This is a genomic window from Staphylococcus cornubiensis, from assembly GCF_900183575.1.
In the GTDB taxonomy this organism is placed as follows: domain Bacteria; phylum Bacillota; class Bacilli; order Staphylococcales; family Staphylococcaceae; genus Staphylococcus; species Staphylococcus cornubiensis.
In genome coordinates, this window is the sequence record NZ_FXUZ01000002.1 from 188,325 (window position 1) to 208,788 (window position 20,464).

Here is a 20,464-nt window from a genome sequence, read left to right on the forward strand (position 1 = left end):
TTCGATTTTCTAAATGTAATTAAAAATGATCTTTTACTTTTATAAAAGATATAAAAATAAAGTGAAGGAGAAGCACATCATGCATTAGTGATAGGCTTTTCGTTAAGGAGATTATTTATGTTAAAACAAGAGCATGAGCACAGTAGTCCATGGGCGCTCATTCCGTTAGTCGTATTTATCAGTATTTTTTTAGGTGCCGGCATCATCACGAAAGATTTTACTTTTATGCCGTTAAATATTGCAGCGATGATTGGTGTCGTTGTGGCATTAATGATGAATCGACAAGAGACATTTGCATCAAAAGTAGAAATTTTTGCACGTAAAGCAGGACATGCCAACATTGTATTGATGATGTTTATCTTTTTATTGGCAGGTGCCTTTTCAAAAACAACTGAAGCGATGGGAGGCGTAAGTTCCATTGTGAATTTAGGATTATCATTTATTCCGCAAAACTTCCTAATCGTCGGTTTATTTATAATTTGTATGTTCATTTCAATTTCAATGGGGACTTCTGTAGGAACAGTTGCAGCGATTGCCCCAGTCGGTTTCGGAATTAGTGAAGCGACTGAAATACCAGCTGCACTTGCCATGGCGACAGTCGTTGGAGGTGCCATGTTTGGTGATAACTTGTCCATGATTTCGGATACAACCATTGCCGCAGTTCGAACGCAAAAGACGCAAATGAGCGATAAGTTTAAAGTCAACTTTCGCATTGTTGTGCCGGGTGCCATCATCACGATTATCATTTTATGGTGGCTCACGCATGGCTATGATGTGACGCAAACGAAAACGTATGATTTTGAGTGGTTTAAGGTTATCCCGTACATACTTGTCCTAATACTTGCGGTCATCGGTATCAACGTAGTGTTAGTCTTGTTAGGTGGCATTCTGTTGTCGTCAATCATCGGTTTAATGGACGGTTCGTTTAACTTAGCTGGTTTATTAAAAGCGGCGTCAGAGGGTGTGCTAGCTATGCAAGACATCGCGATGATAGCATTGTTAATTGGCGGTATGATTGGACTGGTCGAACACCATGGCGGTATTACTTGGCTACTGAATTTCGTCAAGCGTCGTGTCAAAACGAGACGTGGCGCAGAATTTGGAATAGCAAGCCTTGTTAGTGTCGCTGATATTTCGACTGCAAATAATACGATTTCTATTATTATGGCGGGTCCACTTGCAAAAGAAATTGCGGAAGAATACGACATTGATCCGAGAAAATCAGCGAGCTTGTTAGACATATTTGGCAGTGCATTCCAAGGCTTTATCCCGTATAGTCCACAGTTAATCGCGGCTGCAGGGGTTGCAAGTATTTCACCTGTGATGTTGTTGCCATATTCGATTTACCCAATCATGCTTGCAATTTGTGGCGTCATGGCCATTCTGTTTAATTTACCACGTTTGCGTTCTCGTCGTTAATGCGAGGTAAAGAACGATAGAAAGTGATAAAGGCGCAACTTCATTTAGTTCTAAATTGATTTAGGTTACAATAGAAGTAATCCGAAATGCATGAAAGTAAGGAGAATGGAAGTGAACCATATGCAAAATGAGTGGGTAGAAATAGAACTCGTCCGTCTCATGAAAACGACACCGTTAAATGCGTATCATGCGTGGTTAGACCCTGATCAATTAATACATTGGTTTATGACTTCACGCCGTACGAATCAATCCATTGAAAATGAACCTGTTGAAGGCGGGCATTATCAAATTGTTGATTTACGTAAAGGGAAACGTATCGAAATTATTGGGACTTATCAAATATTAAAAGAAGGCGAGCAAATAGCGAAAACGATTCAGATGCCTGAAATTAGTGAACGCGCTGATGAGATTGAAGTCTATTTTGAAGAACGGACACCAGGCATTACTGAGATGACGTTTCATTATAAAGCAATGGTGCCAAAAGAACGCAGATTGACCAACCTTGAATATAAGCAAAAAAAGAAAGCATATCATGATCATACAGCACACGGTTTTGAACTGATGTTTGATGTGTTACAACGTGAGTTAGAAGCTGAATTTGAAATGGATAATTAAGAAAGATTTTGATGAAACGGTACAGGCAAATACGCGCTGTGCCGTTTTTTATATATGAATAAAGCAGTGGTATGACATCGACGCCATGCCACTGGAAGAGGAAAGCGACTTGAAATGTTATGAAATACGCATTTTATGGAAGCTACGTGCAGCTGTATTGGCGTGATAAATATCGATATGACGCGTTGCTAAAGTGCTGATCAACAAACTCATCACTTCTGCAGTTGTCGTCACTTTTAAAATATCTTTCGCAAAACTATAAATGACACGTTCGCTTTGGAAGCCATTTAAAATATCAATGACTTTATCTTTAATGAATGGATCATCCAAACCATCAATCATCATCTCAAATCGATGTTCTTCGTGGGGACGCTGATGTAAAGGTTTAATTGCATCGAGTAATTGAAAAGGAACAACTTGGTAGATGCGATAATGGTGAAAACTCATAAAACTAATCAAATAGGGCAAAGCTTGTTTAGGTAAATGAATCTTTAATAAGTAATTTTGCTGATGTTTCAACCATTCCGTTTGGATTGTAGCGTGCAAGTTCATCATATTTAATAACTTCAATAATTTCCTTCTAGCAAAGCGGCTATTCATCTGATCTATATTTAAAATAAATGTCTCTATTTTATCGATTATCATTATAATTCCCCATTTTAAATATTCTTGAACTCATTGTATCACGAGTAAATTGTATTTTCAGTAAGACTATAGATGTAAAATTGAAAAATGGATGACCTATTTATCATATATTATTCTGAAAAGTGTTGTATACTATATTAAATTGTGTTAATATTCAGATTATTAATTGCATTGGGAAGTGAATGTTATGTTACAACGATTAGGTCAATTTGCATCTAAAACATTTTTATTATGGATGCTATTAGCAAGTATTTCAGGATTTTTGATTCCGGATATTTTCAAAGGATTCGGCACAATGGTTCCATATTTATTAGGTATTGTAATGTTAGGAATGGGTTTGACGGTTACAGTTGATGACTTTAAATTAATTTTGAAAGAACCGAAAGCAGTCATTATCGGAGTAGTTTTACAGTATACGATTATGCCACTTTCTGCATACGTAGTGGTGAAGTTATTTCATTTACCAGCTGATATTGCAATTGGCATACTTTTAGTTGGATGTTGTCCAGGTGGCACGTCAAGTAATGTTATCAGTTATCTAGCCAAGGGGAATGTCCCATTATCTGTAACGATTACAACTATCTCAACAGTCCTTGCATCGTTCATGACGCCATTTTTAATGTTTGTTTTAGCGAGAGAATGGATGGACGTATCTTTCGTAGCGATGTTTATTTCAGTCGTTAAAGTTGTCCTTGTTCCATTAATACTAGGGATTTTAATTCAAAGATTTCTCAAACCTGTGGCACAAGTGGGATCAGATATTTTGCCACTCATTTCAGTGATTGCTATTTCAATCATTTTAGGTGCAGTCGTTGCAGGTAGTCGAGAGTTAATCATTCAAACAGGTCTACTTATCTTTTTAGTCGTTATCATACATAATGCAATCGGCTATTTATTAGGCTTTTGGTTTTCACATTTATTTAGATTAAATTATACTGACCAAAAAACGGTATCAATAGAGGTCGGTATGCAAAACTCTGGATTAGCAGCATCATTAGCTACAGTACATTTTAATCCATTAGCTGCAGTACCGGGTGCTATATTTAGTGTTGTCCATTTAGTCACAGGACCTATATTAGCCAAATATTGGGCAGCAAAATCAAAATAAGTCATAGGAGGAATAGACATATCCTGTCATTAAGATGATGGGTGATGCTTTATTCCTTTTTGACTTTTCGGGATTCCACTTAATAGGATTGCTAGCGGTTTTACTTTTTTATTAGGTTGTGCGAAAATAATGTTTAAATATATAGAATAACGAAGCCTTAAAAAGGGTGTGATGTAAAAATGATTATTAAGGTGTTACAAAATTACTTTATTACTGTCTCAATACTTTTTATGATGCTCATTTTGTCAGCTGGCTTTATGATGAACTATCCAAACGGTTTTGTGTTATTACTCTCATTGACAGTGACGTTAACAATGATTAACTTTAGCATTGAAACTTGGCTCATGCGCACATCATTATCAGAACGAAAAGTACGCTTTATTCAAACGCTCGTCTTTCCATTATCTATCATTATTATTGGAATCGTATGTTTCATACTGTTGCCGACTATGGCCTAAACATATCTATTGCAATCTTATGATATAAAAAATATACTGGATTTAAATAACTCATGGAGGGATGTATCGTGAAAATTAACGGGCATCATCATATCTCAATGTACACTAAAGATTTAGATCAAAACAAAGCATTTTATATGGAAACTTTAGGATTGCATTTAACTAAGGAAACGGTTAACCAAGACGATCATGGCATGGTTCATATCTTTTACGGAGATCAACAAAATTCACCAGGTACTTTACTCACATTTTTTGAAATTCCAAATGCTGGTGCGATGCGTAAAGGAACAAATATGATTGCGAGAATTGGGCTACTCGTACCAAATGAAGCAGCTCTTGATTTCTTTGAAGCACGCTTACAAGGAAAAGCGACGAACATTTCTAGAGGCACTTATGAAGAACAACCCGCGCTTTATTTTGACGATCCAGATTCATTGTCTTACGTCATGATGGTCAATGGCGATGCAGTGATTCCAGATGGTTGGCAAAATCCAGTCGATAATGACATTCCAGCAGAGTATCAGATTTTAGGGTTAGGACCGATTGAAATTCACGTTGCAGATGCAAAGAAAACATTAGACTATTTACGTGACACATTAGACTTTAAAGATAAAGCACAATTTGGCGAGCAAACGGTCGTAGCGATTGACGATAAAGGTTATTACTCAGACCTTGTAGTCATTGAAAAAGACGGACCTAATGTTCGACCAGGGCGAGGTTATGTACATCATCATGCGCTAGCAACTGAAAATGATGACACATTAAATCATCTCGTTTCGTTACACGATGATTTACCAGGCAATCATTCTGGTGTCATTGATCGTATTTGGTTTAAATCCCTATATTATCGTCAAAATAGAATTATGTATGAATTCGCAACATTAGCACCAGGATTTTAAACATTGACGATTTTGACAACAAATGAAGAAACTGGGATCAAAGTTTTAGGAGGAAGCATGCATGTATCGCGCAGTCATTTTTGATTTTGATGGTACGATTATCGATACCGAACAACATTTATTTAATACAGTCAATCGCTATTTGAATGATGCAGGGCACGAAAGTATGAGTGCAGACTTTTATCGTTCAAATATCGGTGGGCGTGCTTTAGGAATTCACCAACATCTCCTCACACATTTAGGAGAAGCCTTAACAGACCAAGTTTATCAAGAACATTATGATACAGCTGGTCAACTGCCTTTAAGACCAGGTGTTTTAGAACTGATGCAACAGCTACACCAACGTCATATTCCGATGGGGATTGCTTCAAGTAGTACAAGGCATCACATTGAATCATTAGTTCAAAAGTTAGGCATCGAGCAGTATATTTCAGTGATTAAAGGTCGAGAAGATGTTGAAACAGTGAAACCTGCACCTGATTTATATTTGGCTGCGGTACAAGCATTGAATTACAGTCCGACACATTGCTTAGCGATTGAGGATTCGGTCAATGGCGCGACAGGAGCAATTCGTGCTGGGCTTGATGTTATCGTAAATCCAAATCCATTTACGGCTAAAAGTGATTTTTCAGAATTGGACTTGCTCGCGAAAGATGTGGATTTGAGTCGAGTTGTCTCACAATATTTTGATGGCGTGCAACAATGAGCTTAGAAATGATTTTATTTTTTATAGTGGGACCATTGATTATTTTAATAGGTTATTTAGTGGTAGCGCTACGTTTTCAGAAACATATTCCAATGCATATTCATGTGTTATCTGCTGTGACAGGACTTGTCGTCTATGCAGCATTAGCTTCAATCGTATATTATTTCTTCTAACAGGGTAAAATTTAGAGTAAAACGCGGGTATCGTGTTCGTTAAAGGACAGGCTATCTGCGTTTTTTCTTTTAACGAAAAGGGCAGTCATATTTTAAATATATTTGAAGAACGAAGTAGGGGGAATGGCTTAATCACGCATTGTTTTTCTAAGGATTGTATGCAGTTTTCTTATGCGTCATGAAATAAGAATCAGGTGAGTATTTTAATTTGGAATAAAAATTGATAGATGGTGAAAGGGAGAAAGTTCATGACATCGCAAGTTCAGGTCAATGCTCGTATCGCTGCGATGTCATGATTGATGTTTATGTCAGTATTAAAATAGCGGCAATAATTAACACTAATAGCATGGCATCAACACCGACCATTAATTTGTAACGTGTGTTTACAGTGCCTTCTTTCGTTGTTTTATATAACATGAATGCATTTGGGATGAAACTGATTAAGAGAATTGCAATAACAATAATACCAATCATGTGTGTAGACATTCTATCACTACTCCTTTAACAAACGTTGTCGAATCGCACCGATGAGTATACCGAGCACAATACCTATAGCCAAACCAATAAAGGGGCTACTAAGCCATTGTCCAATGACGACACCGAGTATGATACCGATTGACAGTGGTGGGCCGTACATGCGTTTACGTGTGTCATTATTTAAAATAGCAAATACTAAGAAATAAAACACCGCAAAAGCAACCGCAACACAGACTGAACGGATGAATAACTCAGTTGTCGAATAAGTGGATTGTGTTTGGTTTAGGAAGTAAAAGAGTAAACCTAAAAAGATTGAGATGATGATACCTCTAATGATACGTGCTCTATCCATAAAATGCTCCTTCGTCTTTTTGAATTGCCACTATTATAACATAGGACATATAAAATAATGGTGTGGACTCATAACGAAGAGATAAATATTCAAGTCTTTTTGTTTTCTCTTTTAATTGCTTTGAACTGACCATGATCATTCAGATAAGCGTAGAATAGGCCGATAATCAGACCACCACCAATATAATTTCCAAGTAACGCTGCAGTAATGTTTTTAGTCATATGTAGTATGTTCAAAGCATCTGTTTGGTAAATCGCACTCGCCACAAAAAGACAAGCATTATAAACGACGTGCTCATAACCCATAAATGCGAAAATCGTTACACCGAACATCATTACAAATATTTTTGCAAGGACATCATCAATTTGCATTGCTATCACTAAAGCAATGTTAATAAAGAAGTTTGCGAAGATTGCACGAACTAAAATATTTTGAAAACCATATTCATGAATTTTTACTTGTATCGTATGTTCTAGCATATGAATCATATCGGGTGTCATTACGTTAGATAAACGGAGTAAACTAAATAAAATGATTGCACCGATAATATTTCCAACAAAACATAGCGTAAATATCTTTAAAACACGCGTAGGATGAATCAAATGATAGTATAACCCTACAGTAAAATACATAAAGTTACTCGTCAGTAGTTCAGAATTTGTGAATAAGATTAAAACAAGCGCAAAGCTAAAAGTAAACGCGCCCGCCATGTTCACCAATCCAGGTGCGACATCCGGGGCAAATGTCGTTTTGACCATTAATACAAAGACTGTAATAATACTGATAATAAATCCGGCCATCATCGCTCTTAATAAATAACGTTTTAAATAAAAACTCTGCAACACATCTTTCTTTTGAATCGTCTCAATAATGTTTGAAACCCACTGACGTCCATAAAAAATTGTATCCCATTTAATATTAGTATCCTTCATAAATTAGATTCCTTTCTTAAATAATACACATAGTATAAGCAATTCGGATATAAATGTGAATATAATCACAAATTGTTAATGTGACAATATTTTGACGGCCCATCAGTGTAAACGTTCTCATGAAAACAATCTTAATAAAAAGTAGGGAAACCAACGTACTGTATGGGACGATGAATACAGTAATGATTAAGGTTGCATCCTATATATAGACGGATTAATGATGTTTTTATCTTGAAAATGACAATGTAAATGAATGGCTTAACATTTTTAAATTTTTCTTCAAATCTCGAAAGTTTATAGTATAATAGCGACATGCACGGTTCAACATCAATTTGATATGAGTAGGGGTTACAAAAGGAGATGGAACGTTGTCATGGAAGATAATCAATTACACAGAGGATTAAGTTCTCGACAGATTCAAATGATCGCACTCGGTGGTACTATCGGTGTTGGTTTATTTATGGGGGCATCAAGTACCATTGCATGGACAGGACCCTCTGTTATTTTCGCTTATTTAGTTGCAGGTTTATTTTTATTTTTAATAATGCGCGCAATGGGAGAAATGGTCTATCTTGATCCATCAACTGGTTCATTTGCAAACTATGCAACAGATTATATCCATCCTGTTGCCGGATATGTGACTGCATGGGCCAACATCTTTCAATGGATTGTTGTAGGGATGTCTGAAGTTATCGCAGTTGGCGCATATATGAAGTTTTGGTTTCCAGAGCTACCAACATGGATTCCTGGCGTGATTGTTATTGTACTCTTAACGGCTGCCAATGCAGTGTCTGTAAAAGTATTTGGAGAGTTTGAATTTTGGTTTGCGATGATTAAAATCGTGACAATTATTTTAATGATTATTGCTGGTTTCGGTTTGATTTTCTTCGGTATAGGGAACGGAGGCAATCCAATCGGTCTAAGCAACCTTACAGCACACGGCGGTTTTATGCCTAATGGATGGTTAGGATTTTTCTTTGCTTTATCTATCGTTATCGGTTCATATCAAGGGGTTGAGTTAATCGGTATTACGGCAGGTGAAACAAAGGACCCTCAAAAAAATATTAAAAAAGCAGTTAACGGCGTCATTTGGCGTATTTTAATCTTTTATATCGGTGCCATTTTTGTCATTGTAACAGTTTATCCTTGGGACGAATTACATGACATTGGTAGTCCATTTGTAGCAACATTCGCAAAAGTTGGGATTACTATTGCTGCAGGTTTAATTAACTTTGTTGTGATTACAGCAGCGATGTCAGGCTGTAACTCAGGTATTTTCAGCTCAAGTCGTATGATTTTCACATTGGCACAACATCGTCAATTACCAGCTATCTTTACAAAAGTTATGAGAAACGGTGTACCTTTTTATACCGTTTTAGCAGTATCAATTGGTATTTTCATAGGTGTCATTCTTAATGTTGTATTACCAATGTTTATCGATGGTTCTGAAAATATTTTTGTCTATGTTTATAGTGCGTCTATTTTACCGGGTATGATTCCATGGTTTATGATTTTGTTTAGCCATATTCAATTTAGAAAGAAATTTCCAGAAAAATTAGAAAACCATCCTTTCAAAATGCCATTTGCGCCAGTATCGAACTATCTTTCAATCGCATTTTTATTATTAGTATTGGTTGCAATGTTAATCAATGGTGAAACACGTGTATCGGTAATTATCGGTTTCTTATTCTTAGGCTTTATGGGTGTGTTTTTCTTCTTACGTGGATATCATAAACGTGATAAAGAAGACTTTAAATTATAGAAGTAACAATAATCGTACTGTATTTTGGGAAGAGATACATAGCGATATCATATTGATCGAGCTTATATTCGCATAGTTGAGATGATCCGTGCTTCAATATGCGTGTCGACTTTTAAATGTAGAGCATGTTTAAAGTGGGATGGCACATGTCATTCCGCTTTTTTACATGTCAAAATAGCGACAAACTTCTATAATTCGACATAAGGCATTTGAAAGTAAGATTGTGTCCGTATAATTTGCTGAATGTAACTCTGATTCAATTGACTTTGACTGCCAAATTCAGTATGGACGAGTGGATGATGATACAAGTTGTGAAGACAAGCATAAAAGAGGTCGTAAGGATAGGCGCTGTATGCGTGGGTATAAACGGGTTGAGGCAATTGTTCATAATAGGTATGGACTTTTGTTTCAATAGTGGCTAATATTTCTTGGGCTTGTTCGCGGTTTCTTGTATAGACGAAATCGTAAGTGGTAGTTAAGTCTAACAATTCATTCAAAACTTTTAGTGCTTGCATGTAATTCGGAATCTCATAACAATTCATGATTGGCATCCTTTCGTTAAATCATATATATTATAACAAGGATAATGAAAAGAAATAACTATTGTATGAAACTGTAAAAAAAGTCACAGGGATGTGATATAAGTTCATACATTTTCAATTTTTAAAAAGAAAGAGAGCATTAAAATGTCAAAATATAAATGGAAAGATATTGCTTGGTGGGACTTGCTATTAGTTCCAATCGTCATCGTTGCATCACTTTTATTTGGAATACTTACAGTTATCATTAGTGTTACATTTTTTAATATGGACCACGAATCACTTTTAACAAGTTCTTATGGACTTGCTGCACAAGTGACTGCTTCAGCCCTCGCGTATATTGTCGTGATTATCAGTTTTTACTTGTTACATTTTAGAACGATGGGCCAGCGATTTATGAATGGACTTCGAGGGATACGTCAATATGTATTTTGGATTGTAGGGGCGTACCTCATCGCACAAGCTGTTTCATGGATCTATAGTTATCTACAACAATGGTTACCTGAACAATTTCAATATGATACGACACAAAATGAAATCATGATCAATCAATTGTTTTCAATTTCATGGTTTACCCCGATTAATTTCATGATGATTGTCATACTCGCACCTGTCGTTGAAGAAATTTTCTTCCGTCATATTTTAATTGGAGAGTTAGGAAAGAAATTAAACTTTAAAGTCATGGCTGTTGTTTCAGTATTATTATTTGCGGGTGTCCATGTGATTCAAGCGACTTCCCCATTTGAAATTATAGATTATTTAATTTTAGCCATTCCACTTGTGTTCTTATATATGAAAAGTGGACGTAATTTAGGTGTATCGATCGCCTTTCACATGTTAAATAACTTTATTTCATTTGTAGTTACACTGATGCAATAGTGAAATTAACCATAGAAAAAACCAATGTTCTGCTTGAATGCATGACATTGGTTTATTTACGTTCGGATGCTTTTAAATAGGTTTCGTAATTATCAAGTGTTATATCATTTGTTTGTATTGATTTTTGGAAAGAATATGAAATGTCTTCAATCGTAGCAATATCAACATACTGTGTATAATCGCCACCAATATGATACACAATTGCTTGCCAACCATCGTGACGTGCAATCATCCCGATAAAGATGACATTTTCAAATCGTCGCTCACCACGCTCATCTGCTTTATAATCAATCCCCATTACTTTTCGTTCTTGGCAATAAATCAAAATATCACTAAATTGAACGGGCAAGCGTGGATGTAATCGCGTCTCGTATAACACATATTGATCCAATTGGCGTAATGCACGACGAATATGTGTATAAGGCTGCTTTAATATTTTTTGAATGAGGTGATTCGTAGCTTCTTCATAGGGTAACGTCGATTGTGCTTGGCTTTCCTTTAATATCAAATAGAGTGCTTGTAGTTCTTTTTGAGTCAAGTTCAATTGATAGTAATGCTGATGCTCTTGGAGTTGGTAGCCGCCATACATACCTGCATGTGCCACAATTTGAACGCCTTTACCTTCTAATTCTTGCATGTCGCGTAAAATCGTACGTTTAGAAACATTGAGTGCTTGCGCTAATTCAAGGGCAGTCATCGGTTTGTCTTGTTGAATCAAGGCTAACAACTTCTTTTGTCGCGTCTCTTTATTCATACGAATCCCTCCCAAACATGTTTAACAATATTATAGCATATCTATTAAATAATTATAGTGAAAGACTTTTTCATCTACATTGTACGACAAAGTGAAATATGTAAATAAAAAGTCTGCAAAAAGTTTTAGAAAACGCTTACAATTATGTCGGAATTGTGTTATAGTGTAGTTAGCTACTAGGGGGATGGTACAAAGAAAATTCAAATAAAGGGGTAGCTATCAGAAATGATAGTAATGTTTGAATGATCAGTTGTACTGATTCTAGTTTAACATCTTCAATATTTATTACTTACTTTCCTTTCTATGCCGGTTGGTTCGCTCCAACCGGTTTTTTTCGTATAAAAATAGGTGCGTGGCTTGATGATTCATTTAAATAAGATATGACTCATTTATTTGACTGATGTCCCAAAAATATATTTTCTTCTGTATAATAGAGCTAACATAGAAAAAGAGGTGAGACGTATGTTATCTGAATCAGAACGTCATCGCATTGATCAACACGTCCAACAATGGATTCATCAAATGACTCAAGAACTTCCTGAACTGATTCATCAAATTCAAACCGATATGAAATCCAGTCGTTTTGATCTCGTGACGAACGTTGACCGAACTATCGAAACGAGATTTGAACAATTTTTAAAAACGCATTATCCAGATCACCATTTATATGGAGAAGAAGCACACCATGAAACACAACATTTAAGAGAGGGACATACATGGTTGATTGACCCTATAGATGGAACGGCCAATTTAGTTAAGCAACAAGATGATTTTTGCATGATTATTGGATATTTTGTGGAAGGTGAACCACAACTCTCTTATATTTATGATTATCCAAGGCAGAAATTATATCATGCAATAAAAGGAAGCGGGGCATTTCTAAATAACGAGCCCATTGAACCGGTTACACCACGTCCACTGAAAGACATGATCATTTCATTTAATAATCGCGTGCTCAATGATGAAACGATGCACCAATTATTAGATGCTTCATTTGGTTATCGTTTGATAGGCGCTTGTGGTTTGGATTCAGCGCGTGTCATTACGGGGCAATTTGGCGCGCATATTCATACGAATGCAAAACCGTGGGATATTGCGGCTCAATTTTTATTTGCGCAAGAACTTGGGCTGAAGATGACAGATTTCCATCAACAGCCGATTGATTTTGTGCATGGTGGGCCTTTTATTGTAAGTAATCCAGGCTGTTATGAAACCATTTTAAATATATTGCTAGCCAATGGAGGGTATCAAAAATAGAGTTGCGTCTAAAGACCGATTCCGGTAGATGAACTTTACTGTAAAATAACACTTATTACATGACGGGATAATATTTCACATGTCTCCATAAAGCTTGAACAATACATTCGGAAAGAAGTGATTTTTTGGAGTATAAAAGAACACAAAAACGTAAAAACCCTATAGTGAGATTTTTATTATGGTTCATCGGTATTTTATTCATTTTAGCAATGATTGCTGTCGCTTATCTTGCATTTAAAATCTTTTCAGTAGGTGGCGCCATTCATAATCCTTTAGATAGAAATCATTCAGAATTAAGATCTGGTAAAGTGGATTTGAGTAAGGGCGAGCCTTTTTCTATTGCTTTATTCGGTATCGATTCAGATGCGCAACGTGAAAGTGCAGGCGGTGGGGAACGCAGCGATACGATTATGATTTTGTCAGTGAATCCTGAAAAGAAAACGACAGAAATGATTAGTATTCCGCGTGACACGCAAGCAGAGATTGTTGGACGCGATACGACTGAAAAAATCAACCATGCTTATGCGTATGGTGGCCCAGATATGGCAGTGAAATCAATCGAAAAATTAATGGGTGTCCCTATCGACCACTATGCAACAGTCAATATGGATGGTTTAAAAGATACCATTGATACAGTTGGTGGTATTGACGTGACAAGTAATGCCACATTTAACGCTGGAGGTCATCAGTTTACAAAAGGTCAACGTACACATCTGGATGGTGATACAGCGATGTCATTTATTCGTAGCCGTAAAGAAGAAGGTGCGGGTGGTGACTTTGGTAGACAAGAAAGACAACAACTTGTTCTTCAAGGTTTAGCAAACAAATTAACAGGTATTTCATCGTTAACAAACTTTAATGCTTTGATGGACCAATTAAGTGATAACGTGAAAACAGACTTAACAATTGGTGAATTGAATCAAATTCGCAGCAACTATAGTGACGCTAATGACAATGTTCATCGTCATCAGTTAGATGGTTCAGGTGGCATTCAAAACGACGGTCTTTACTATTTCATTCCAGATGAAACACAAAAACAATCGTTAGTGCAACAGTATAAACAAAACTTAAACTTATAAGAGAGTGAGAAATAAGTTGCTCTTGAAATAGCAAAAAATAAATATGCCTTGCAATGGATAACGTTATCTTACGTTCACATTGCAGGGCATTTTTTTAATATCCTTGATAAATAACAACCCTATACCTATTTGAAACAATATTCAGAAAAAGATAAAATAAAGAAAACGCATACATAAAGGGGGATACGATATGGAATGGCTTAAACTGATAGGCATTCTGATTATTGTTTTAGGCTTTTACTTCAAATGGGATACAATCGGAACCGTACTCATTGCAGCAATTGTGACTGGACTCGTTTCTCATATGAATTTCATGACTATCTTAGACACACTGGGTAAAGCATTTGTTGATAATCGGATGGTGTCATTATTCATTTTAACGTTGCCTATGGTGGGCATGATTGAGCGTTTCGGTTTAAAAACGCAAGCAACACGTTTGATTAACCGTATTCAAGGGATTACTTCCGGGCGTATCATGTCCTTCTACTTATTGATTCGTGAAGTTGCCGGCCTTGCATCGATTCGAATTGGAGGTCATCCGCAATTTGTCCGTCCACTCATGAATCCAATGGTCCAAGCAGCAGCTAAAGCGAAATATCAACGAAAAATAGATGCTACAGATGAAGAAAAGTTGAAAGCACATATTTCTGCTATGGAAAATTATGGTAACTTTTTCGGTCAAAATTTATTTGTCGGCGCATCAGGCGTGCTGTTAATCGTAGCAACTTTCCAATCGCTCCATATGGAAGTGAAAGCAGTCGAAATTGCACTGTATTCTGCACCGATTGCCATTGTCGTACTCGTTATCGGCGTCATTCAAAATATTCTGTTTGATCGAAAAATGAATCGTAAGTACAGCGAGAAAGGGGGAGCACATGATGAGTCCTCAAACGATTAGCCAAATTCTAGAAATCTTTTATGTACTTATCGGTTTGCAGTTCATTTATACCGCATTTCGTGTGTTACGTGAACCGAGCAATTCGAAACGTATCGGCACAGCACTTTTTTGGTGTGTATTAGGTTTACTATTTATCATGGGGCCAGATATACCAAATTGGATAAATGGTGTACTTGTATTGTTGATGGGATTTTTAACGATAACTAAAAATGTGACAATCGGAAAAGTGGTAGAAGTCGAGCATGAAGAAGAAGAGAAAGGTGCCTCTCGTTTTGGCAATCTCTTATTTATTCCAGCTGTTGTACTTGCCATTGTGGCTGTTATCGTCTCGACTTGGACACCATTAGGCGGTGCGATTGGCATTAGCATTTCTTCTATTGTCGGGCTTATTGTCGCTTATCTCATTCTTCGTCCGAAAGCAAAAGTCGGGTTGTACGATAGTGATCGACTCGTACAGCAAATTGGAACTGTAGGGATATTACCCCAGTTTTTAGCTGCACTCGGTATTTTATTTACAGTGAGTGGTGTCGGCACAACCATTTCAAAAGGGATATCGAGCTTCTTACCACAAGATAATGCACTGCTCGGTGTCATTGCTTACGTGTTAGGTATGGTGTTATTTACGATGTTAATGGGGAATGCATTTGCGGCTTTTACAGTCATTACCGCAAGTATTGGTTTACCCTTTGTGATTCAAAATGGTGGCGACCCAACGATTGTCGGTGCCTTAGCAATGACAGGCGGTTTTTGTGGAACATTATTGACACCAATGGCTGCAAACTTTAATACATTACCGGTTGCACTGTTAGAAATGAAAGACGAATTAGCAGTCATTAAAGCACAAGCGCCCATGGCATTGATGTTGATTGTTGTTCATATTGTTTTAATGTACATACTCGCTTTTTAACAATAAGGAGGTTTGAAATATGAAAATTTTAGTCACTGCATTTGATCCATTTGGTGGAGAAGAAGTGAATCCAGCATTACAAGCAGTACAACAACTTCCAGATACACTTGAAGGCCATCATATTGATAAATTAGAAATTCCAACAGTATTTCATAAAAGTATCGAAGTGATTCTAGAAAGGCTTGCACAAACAGATTATGATATCGTGCTCGCTGTAGGACAAGCGGGAGGCCGTTATGACATCACACCAGAACGTGTTGCGATTAATGTTGATGATGCGCGCATTCCAGATAATGATGGACAACAGCCGATTGATCAACTTATCCAACAAGATGGACCGCCTGCTTATTTCACTGCTTTACCTGTAAAACGTATGGTTGAAGCAATGCAAAAAGAAGGGGTACCTGCCAGTTTGTCTAATAGTGCTGGGACATTTGTATGTAATCACATTATGTATCAACTCGCATATGAAGCAGAACATCATTATCCAAAGATGAAAACAGGCTTTATCCACGTTCCATTTGCACCTTCGCAAGTTGTAGATAAACCTGGAAAACCTTCCATGTCCATTGAACTCATGGTAAAAGGTTTAACAGCAGCGATTAAAGTGTGTCTCAACTATGATACGGATGTCGCGACAGTTCATGGTACGACACATTAAGACCCAAAATTTTAAGAATAGAAGCCATCTTTCCAGAAACGTTTTAAAAGTGTTTTAGTAATTTAAATATAAGTTTTAGATATATAAATTTTGGAAATGTGTTAACTTTTGGTTACTAAAGGTATAAAATGGTAATAACTAAGTATGTGGGGGCATCTTAGGCATATAAAATAATAAGAAATTATAGGGGGGATATTTATGCAAGAACATCTTATCGTAACTTTAGATGGTAAAGATTATCTTGTGGAACCGGGCAAAAATTTGCTTGAATTCATAAAAGAGCAACAAACGTTTGTACCCTCGATTTGTTATAACGAATCATTAGGGCCAATCCAAACATGTGATACGTGTGCGGTTGAAATTGACGGCAAAATCGAACGTGCATGTGGAACGACAGTAGAGCGCTCTATGGTCGTTAATACAACAACGCAGCCGGTACAAGACAGTCAAAAAGAAGCGTTAGATCGTATATTAGAAAAACACCAACTTTATTGTACGGTGTGTGATTATAATAATGGTAACTGTGAAATTCATAATACGATGGACCAATGGGGATTGGAACATCAAACGTATGAATATAAACCGAAGCCATATGAAGTGGATTTTGGTCCATTTTATCGTTATGACCCGAATCAATGTATTTTATGTGGACGTTGTGTTGAAGTGTGTCAAGACGTTCAAGTGAATGAAACATTGTCTATTGACTGGGACCGTGAGCATCCACGTGTCATTTGGGACAACGACGTCTCAATTAATGATTCATCATGTGTAGGCTGTGGTCAATGTGCGACAGTTTGTCCATGTAATGCGATGATGGAGAATAATATGGTCGGTAATGCAGGCTTTATGACAGATATCGAGCCAGGTTCACTAGCATCTATGATTGATTTGACGAAGAAAGCAGAAACAGGCTATGGTCCATTATTTGCAGTGTCTGATTCAGAAGCGGCAATGCGTGAAGAACGTATTAAAAAGACGAAAACGGTTTGTACATATTGTGGTGTAGGTTGTAGTTTCGAAGTCTGGACAAAAGACCGTGAAATTTTAAAAGTACAACCTTCTCATGATTCACCAGCAAACAAAATTTCTTCATGTGTGAAAGGTAAATTCGGTTGGGATTACGTTAATTCAGAAGAACGTTTAACAAAACCATTGATTCGCCGTGGTGATCAATTTGAAGAAGTTGAATGGGATGAAGCAATCAAACATGTGGCTGGACGTATGCAAGAAATTAAAGATCAATACGGCCCAGACGCACTGTCATTTATTTCATCTTCAAAAGCAACGAATGAAGAGTCTTACTTAATGCAAAAACTCGCACGCCAAGTCATCGGTACGAACAATATCGATAACTGTTCAAGATATTGTCAAGCACCAGCGACAAAAGGTTTATTCCGTACAGTCGGTCATGGTGGGGACTCAGGTTCCATTGAAGACATCGGTAAAGCAGAAATGGTGATTACAATCGGTACGAATACAGCTGAAGCACACCCTGTTATCGCTTCTCGTATTAAACGTTCTCACAAGTTGTTCGGCACAAAACTTCATGTGTTCGATATTCGTAAACATGAAATGGCGCAACGTGCAGATGAATTTTACCAACCTTATCCAGGTACGGATTTAGTATGGTTATCAGCTGTGACAAAATATATCATTGACCAAGGTTGGCATGCACAATCATTTATCGATGAGTGGGTTGACCATTTTGATGAATATTATGAATCACTTAAGCCATATACAATGGAATTTGCAGAAGAACATACAGGTATTTCGAAAGAACGTCTCATTCATCTAGCCAAAGAAATTGTCAGTGTGAATACTGTCGCAATTTGTTGGGCGATGGGTGTGACACAACAAGAGACAGGTTCGGATACAAGTACAGCAATTTCTAACTTATTATTAGCAACAGGTAACTACATGAAACCAGGTGCAGGTTCTTATCCGTTACGTGGTCATAATAACGTTCAAGGCTGCTCTGACTTTGGTAGTATGCCGGACAAATTACCAGGTTATCAAGGTGTTGCTGATGATGAAGCGCGTGGTCGTTATGAAGCGGGTTGGGGTGTGAAATTACCAAATCATCCGGGTTACGATAACCACCAAATGATGGATCATATTCACGCAGGTGACGTACACAGTCTATTTATTTTAGGTGAAGATACAGGTATTGTAGACTCAAATATTAACTATGTTCAAGCCGCACTTGAAAAAGTAGACTTCCTTGTCGTTCAAGATGAATTTCTAACATTTACTGCTGAATATGCAGACGTTATTTTACCAGCAAGTCCATCATTAGAAAAAGACGGTACATTCACAAACACTGAGCGTCGTTTCCAACGTTTATATCAAGTGTTAGAACCACTTGGTGACTCAAAACCAGACTGGCAAATTACACAAATGATTGCGAAAGAACTCGGTTTCGATTGGGGTTATAAACATCCAGCTGAAATTATGGATGAAGCCTCAGACTTAACACCAATGTTTGCCGGTGTGAAATATCATCGTTTAGAAGGCTATAACAGTTTACAATGGCCAGTAGATGCAGATGGTACTGATTCGCCATTATTATTCACAGAACGCTTTAACTTTGATAATGGTAAAGCGAAATTCTTTGCACTTGATTTCAACAATTTCTATAAAACAAATGAAACGTACGATTTACACGTAAATAATGGTCGTGTACTCGAGCATTTCCATGAAGGTAATATGACTTACAAAGTGCCAGGATTAAAATACAAAATGCCAACAGCGTTTGTAGAAGTATCACCAGAACTCGCAAAAGAACGTGGTATTCATGAAGGGGCAGCAGTGAAGTTGATTTCTGAACATGGTGAAGCAACAATGCACGTCCATGTGACAGAGCGTGTATCAGGTAAACAAATTTATTTACCACTTAATGACAATAGTGCAGCGGCAATCAACTATTTAACAAGCAGTGTGACAGATCCAGAAACACATACACCTGCTTATAAATCTACAAGTTGTCGTATGGAAATTTTAAGTAAACGTGGTAAATCACCACTGAATCCAACAAACTTCCGTAATCAAACGAGAAATCCACAATACAGCGTACGTGTTGATAAAAAATGGGCGAGACCTGATTATGTCTTCCCAGGGGATCAGGTGATGAAATAATGGCTGAACGTATTAGAAAAATTAAGCGTATTGAAAAAAGTGAAGCAGAAATTAAAGCAGAAAGTTTATCACAAGTGACAGATGCGATTGCGGAGAATAAAGACAGTATTTTAAAAGCAATCGACCTTATTCGTACATTAGATGACGCTAAAATTTTGGATGCATTGAATGGTGCAGTGAAACAACGAGGTGTCATTACAGAAAAAGTGACAGCTGAACTGAATAAAGACCAGTATGCAGGTGTGATTCACAATATGGGGCAGATGTTGTTTTTACTCGGTGATTTACAAACTGATGAACTGCGTGTGTTATTGAATAAAGTGAATCGTGGTATACGTGTGGCGAACCAGGCAAGTCCACATGCACGTACATCTATGACAGGATTAATGCGTGTATTGAAGGATGATGAGATGAATCAAAGTTTGACTTACTTTTTGAATTTGTTAAAAGGGATGTCTCGCGATTAATTTTTGAAACATTTCGGAGTGGAGTGGCAGTTAATGTCATTCCACTTTTTGTTTTGAGCGGTTTTAGTACATTTTAATGAGTATGCAATCTTTGAAAGTAACAATAGTTAAAAGTGTGACATCTATTACAAAATAAAAAAGTAGAATAACATTAGGGGAAACGAAACACCATCACTCCAAAATGTCTAATCCTCCAAGATGAATCGGTGACTTCTGTTTGAAAATAAGTGCAATTTTGTTAGCGGTTATAGTTTTTTAGTATTGAAGCGTGCTGGCACATCTAGCAAATCAATTTGTTCAACTGCTAAAGAATGAATGCTGTGTCGCGATGAGCAGTTTTTC

General features: G+C 37.0%; 22 protein-coding genes. 16 read left to right on the top strand and 6 right to left on the bottom strand.

What is annotated here, in order from left to right:
- The first annotated feature begins 117 nt into the window (after positions 1-117).
- Positions 118-1,419, top strand: coding sequence for a Na+/H+ antiporter NhaC family protein (locus CCE82_RS03880; protein WP_086428119.1), 1,302 nt, complete (start codon positions 118-120; stop codon positions 1,417-1,419).
- Between the two features lie 105 nt (positions 1,420-1,524).
- Complete coding sequence (locus CCE82_RS03885; protein WP_206184373.1) at positions 1,525-2,034, top strand: SRPBCC domain-containing protein; 510 nt, start codon at positions 1,525-1,527, stop codon at positions 2,032-2,034.
- Positions 2,035-2,151: 117 nt separating this feature from the next.
- On the opposite strand, the gene CCE82_RS03890 is transcribed toward CCE82_RS03885, so the two are convergent.
- Positions 2,152-2,679 carry a hypothetical protein gene (locus tag CCE82_RS03890; protein WP_086428120.1) on the bottom strand — a complete coding sequence of 176 codons (528 nt, stop codon included), beginning with the start codon at positions 2,677-2,679 and terminating at the stop codon, positions 2,152-2,154.
- 187 nt (positions 2,680-2,866) lie between these two features.
- On the opposite strand from CCE82_RS03890, the gene CCE82_RS03895 reads away from it, so the two are divergent.
- From CCE82_RS03895 to CCE82_RS13030, 5 genes are all read left to right on the top strand, one after another.
- Positions 2,867-3,787: a bile acid:sodium symporter family protein gene (locus CCE82_RS03895; protein WP_086428121.1), complete on the top strand. Its 921-nt coding sequence runs from the start codon at positions 2,867-2,869 to the stop codon at positions 3,785-3,787.
- Positions 3,788-3,966: 179 nt separating this feature from the next.
- The gene (locus CCE82_RS03900; protein ID WP_086428122.1) at positions 3,967-4,245 is read left to right on the top strand and encodes a hypothetical protein; all 279 of its coding nucleotides are present in this window, start codon (positions 3,967-3,969) and stop codon (positions 4,243-4,245) included.
- A gap of 68 nt (positions 4,246-4,313) precedes the next feature.
- The gene (locus CCE82_RS03905) at positions 4,314-5,144 is read left to right on the top strand and encodes a VOC family protein (protein ID WP_086428123.1); all 831 of its coding nucleotides are present in this window, start codon (positions 4,314-4,316) and stop codon (positions 5,142-5,144) included.
- Between the two features lie 61 nt (positions 5,145-5,205).
- Entirely contained in the window at positions 5,206-5,850 is a 645-nt protein-coding gene (locus tag CCE82_RS03910) for an HAD family hydrolase (RefSeq protein WP_086428124.1), read from the top strand.
- On the top strand, positions 5,847-6,023 hold the full coding sequence (locus CCE82_RS13030) for a hypothetical protein (protein WP_086428125.1): 177 nt from the start codon (positions 5,847-5,849) through the stop codon (positions 6,021-6,023). The genes CCE82_RS03910 and CCE82_RS13030 overlap by 4 nt, the downstream gene beginning before the upstream one ends.
- 303 nt (positions 6,024-6,326) lie before the next feature.
- Here CCE82_RS13030 and CCE82_RS03920 read toward each other — a convergent pair whose 3' ends face one another.
- From CCE82_RS03920 to CCE82_RS03930, 3 genes are all read right to left on the bottom strand, one after another.
- The gene (locus tag CCE82_RS03920) at positions 6,327-6,509 is read right to left on the bottom strand and encodes a hypothetical protein (protein ID WP_086428126.1); all 183 of its coding nucleotides are present in this window, start codon (positions 6,507-6,509) and stop codon (positions 6,327-6,329) included.
- Positions 6,510-6,516: 7 nt separating this feature from the next.
- Entirely contained in the window at positions 6,517-6,852 is a 336-nt protein-coding gene (locus CCE82_RS03925) for a hypothetical protein (protein WP_086428127.1), read from the bottom strand.
- An 89-nt stretch (positions 6,853-6,941) separates the two neighbouring features.
- Positions 6,942-7,784, bottom strand: coding sequence for a formate/nitrite transporter family protein (locus CCE82_RS03930; protein ID WP_086428128.1), 843 nt, complete (start codon positions 7,782-7,784; stop codon positions 6,942-6,944).
- A gap of 373 nt (positions 7,785-8,157) precedes the next feature.
- On the opposite strand from CCE82_RS03930, the gene CCE82_RS03935 reads away from it, so the two are divergent.
- On the top strand, positions 8,158-9,546 hold the full coding sequence (locus CCE82_RS03935; RefSeq protein ID WP_086428129.1) for an amino acid permease: 1,389 nt from the start codon (positions 8,158-8,160) through the stop codon (positions 9,544-9,546).
- 188 nt (positions 9,547-9,734) lie between these two features.
- Here the strand turns inward: CCE82_RS03935 and CCE82_RS03940 are convergent, their stop codons facing one another.
- On the bottom strand, positions 9,735-10,088 hold the full coding sequence (locus tag CCE82_RS03940) for a hypothetical protein (protein ID WP_086428130.1): 354 nt from the start codon (positions 10,086-10,088) through the stop codon (positions 9,735-9,737).
- 144 nt (positions 10,089-10,232) lie between these two features.
- Here CCE82_RS03940 and CCE82_RS03945 point away from each other — a divergent pair, with 144 nt between their 5' ends.
- A complete protein-coding gene (locus tag CCE82_RS03945) occupies positions 10,233-10,964 on the top strand; it encodes a CPBP family intramembrane glutamic endopeptidase (RefSeq protein ID WP_086428131.1) in 732 nt (243 codons plus the stop codon).
- A 52-nt stretch (positions 10,965-11,016) separates the two neighbouring features.
- Here the strand turns inward: CCE82_RS03945 and CCE82_RS03950 are convergent, their stop codons facing one another.
- Positions 11,017-11,718, bottom strand: a complete 702-nt coding sequence (locus tag CCE82_RS03950; RefSeq protein ID WP_086428132.1) for a helix-turn-helix transcriptional regulator — start codon at positions 11,716-11,718, stop codon at positions 11,017-11,019.
- Between the two features lie 462 nt (positions 11,719-12,180).
- On the opposite strand from CCE82_RS03950, the gene CCE82_RS03955 reads away from it, so the two are divergent.
- From CCE82_RS03955 to CCE82_RS03985, 7 genes are all read left to right on the top strand, one after another.
- A complete protein-coding gene (locus CCE82_RS03955) occupies positions 12,181-12,975 on the top strand; it encodes an inositol monophosphatase family protein (protein ID WP_086428133.1) in 795 nt (264 codons plus the stop codon).
- A 125-nt stretch (positions 12,976-13,100) separates the two neighbouring features.
- Entirely contained in the window at positions 13,101-14,054 is a 954-nt protein-coding gene (locus CCE82_RS03960) for an LCP family glycopolymer transferase (RefSeq protein WP_086428134.1), read from the top strand.
- A gap of 190 nt (positions 14,055-14,244) precedes the next feature.
- Positions 14,245-14,952, top strand: a complete 708-nt coding sequence (locus CCE82_RS03965; protein WP_086428135.1) for a DUF969 domain-containing protein — start codon at positions 14,245-14,247, stop codon at positions 14,950-14,952.
- On the top strand, positions 14,933-15,859 hold the full coding sequence (locus CCE82_RS03970) for a DUF979 domain-containing protein (RefSeq protein ID WP_086428136.1): 927 nt from the start codon (positions 14,933-14,935) through the stop codon (positions 15,857-15,859). The genes CCE82_RS03965 and CCE82_RS03970 overlap by 20 nt, the downstream gene beginning before the upstream one ends.
- Positions 15,860-15,878: 19 nt before the next feature.
- Positions 15,879-16,520 carry a pyroglutamyl-peptidase I gene (gene pcp / locus CCE82_RS03975; RefSeq protein ID WP_086428137.1) on the top strand — a complete coding sequence of 214 codons (642 nt, stop codon included), beginning with the start codon at positions 15,879-15,881 and terminating at the stop codon, positions 16,518-16,520.
- A 198-nt stretch (positions 16,521-16,718) separates the two neighbouring features.
- A complete protein-coding gene (gene fdhF / locus CCE82_RS03980) occupies positions 16,719-19,655 on the top strand; it encodes a formate dehydrogenase subunit alpha (protein WP_086428138.1) in 2,937 nt (978 codons plus the stop codon).
- On the top strand, positions 19,655-20,122 hold the full coding sequence (locus CCE82_RS03985) for a helical membrane plugin domain-containing protein (protein WP_086428139.1): 468 nt from the start codon (positions 19,655-19,657) through the stop codon (positions 20,120-20,122). The genes fdhF and CCE82_RS03985 overlap by 1 nt, the downstream gene beginning before the upstream one ends.
- Positions 20,123-20,464 lie beyond the last annotated feature (342 nt).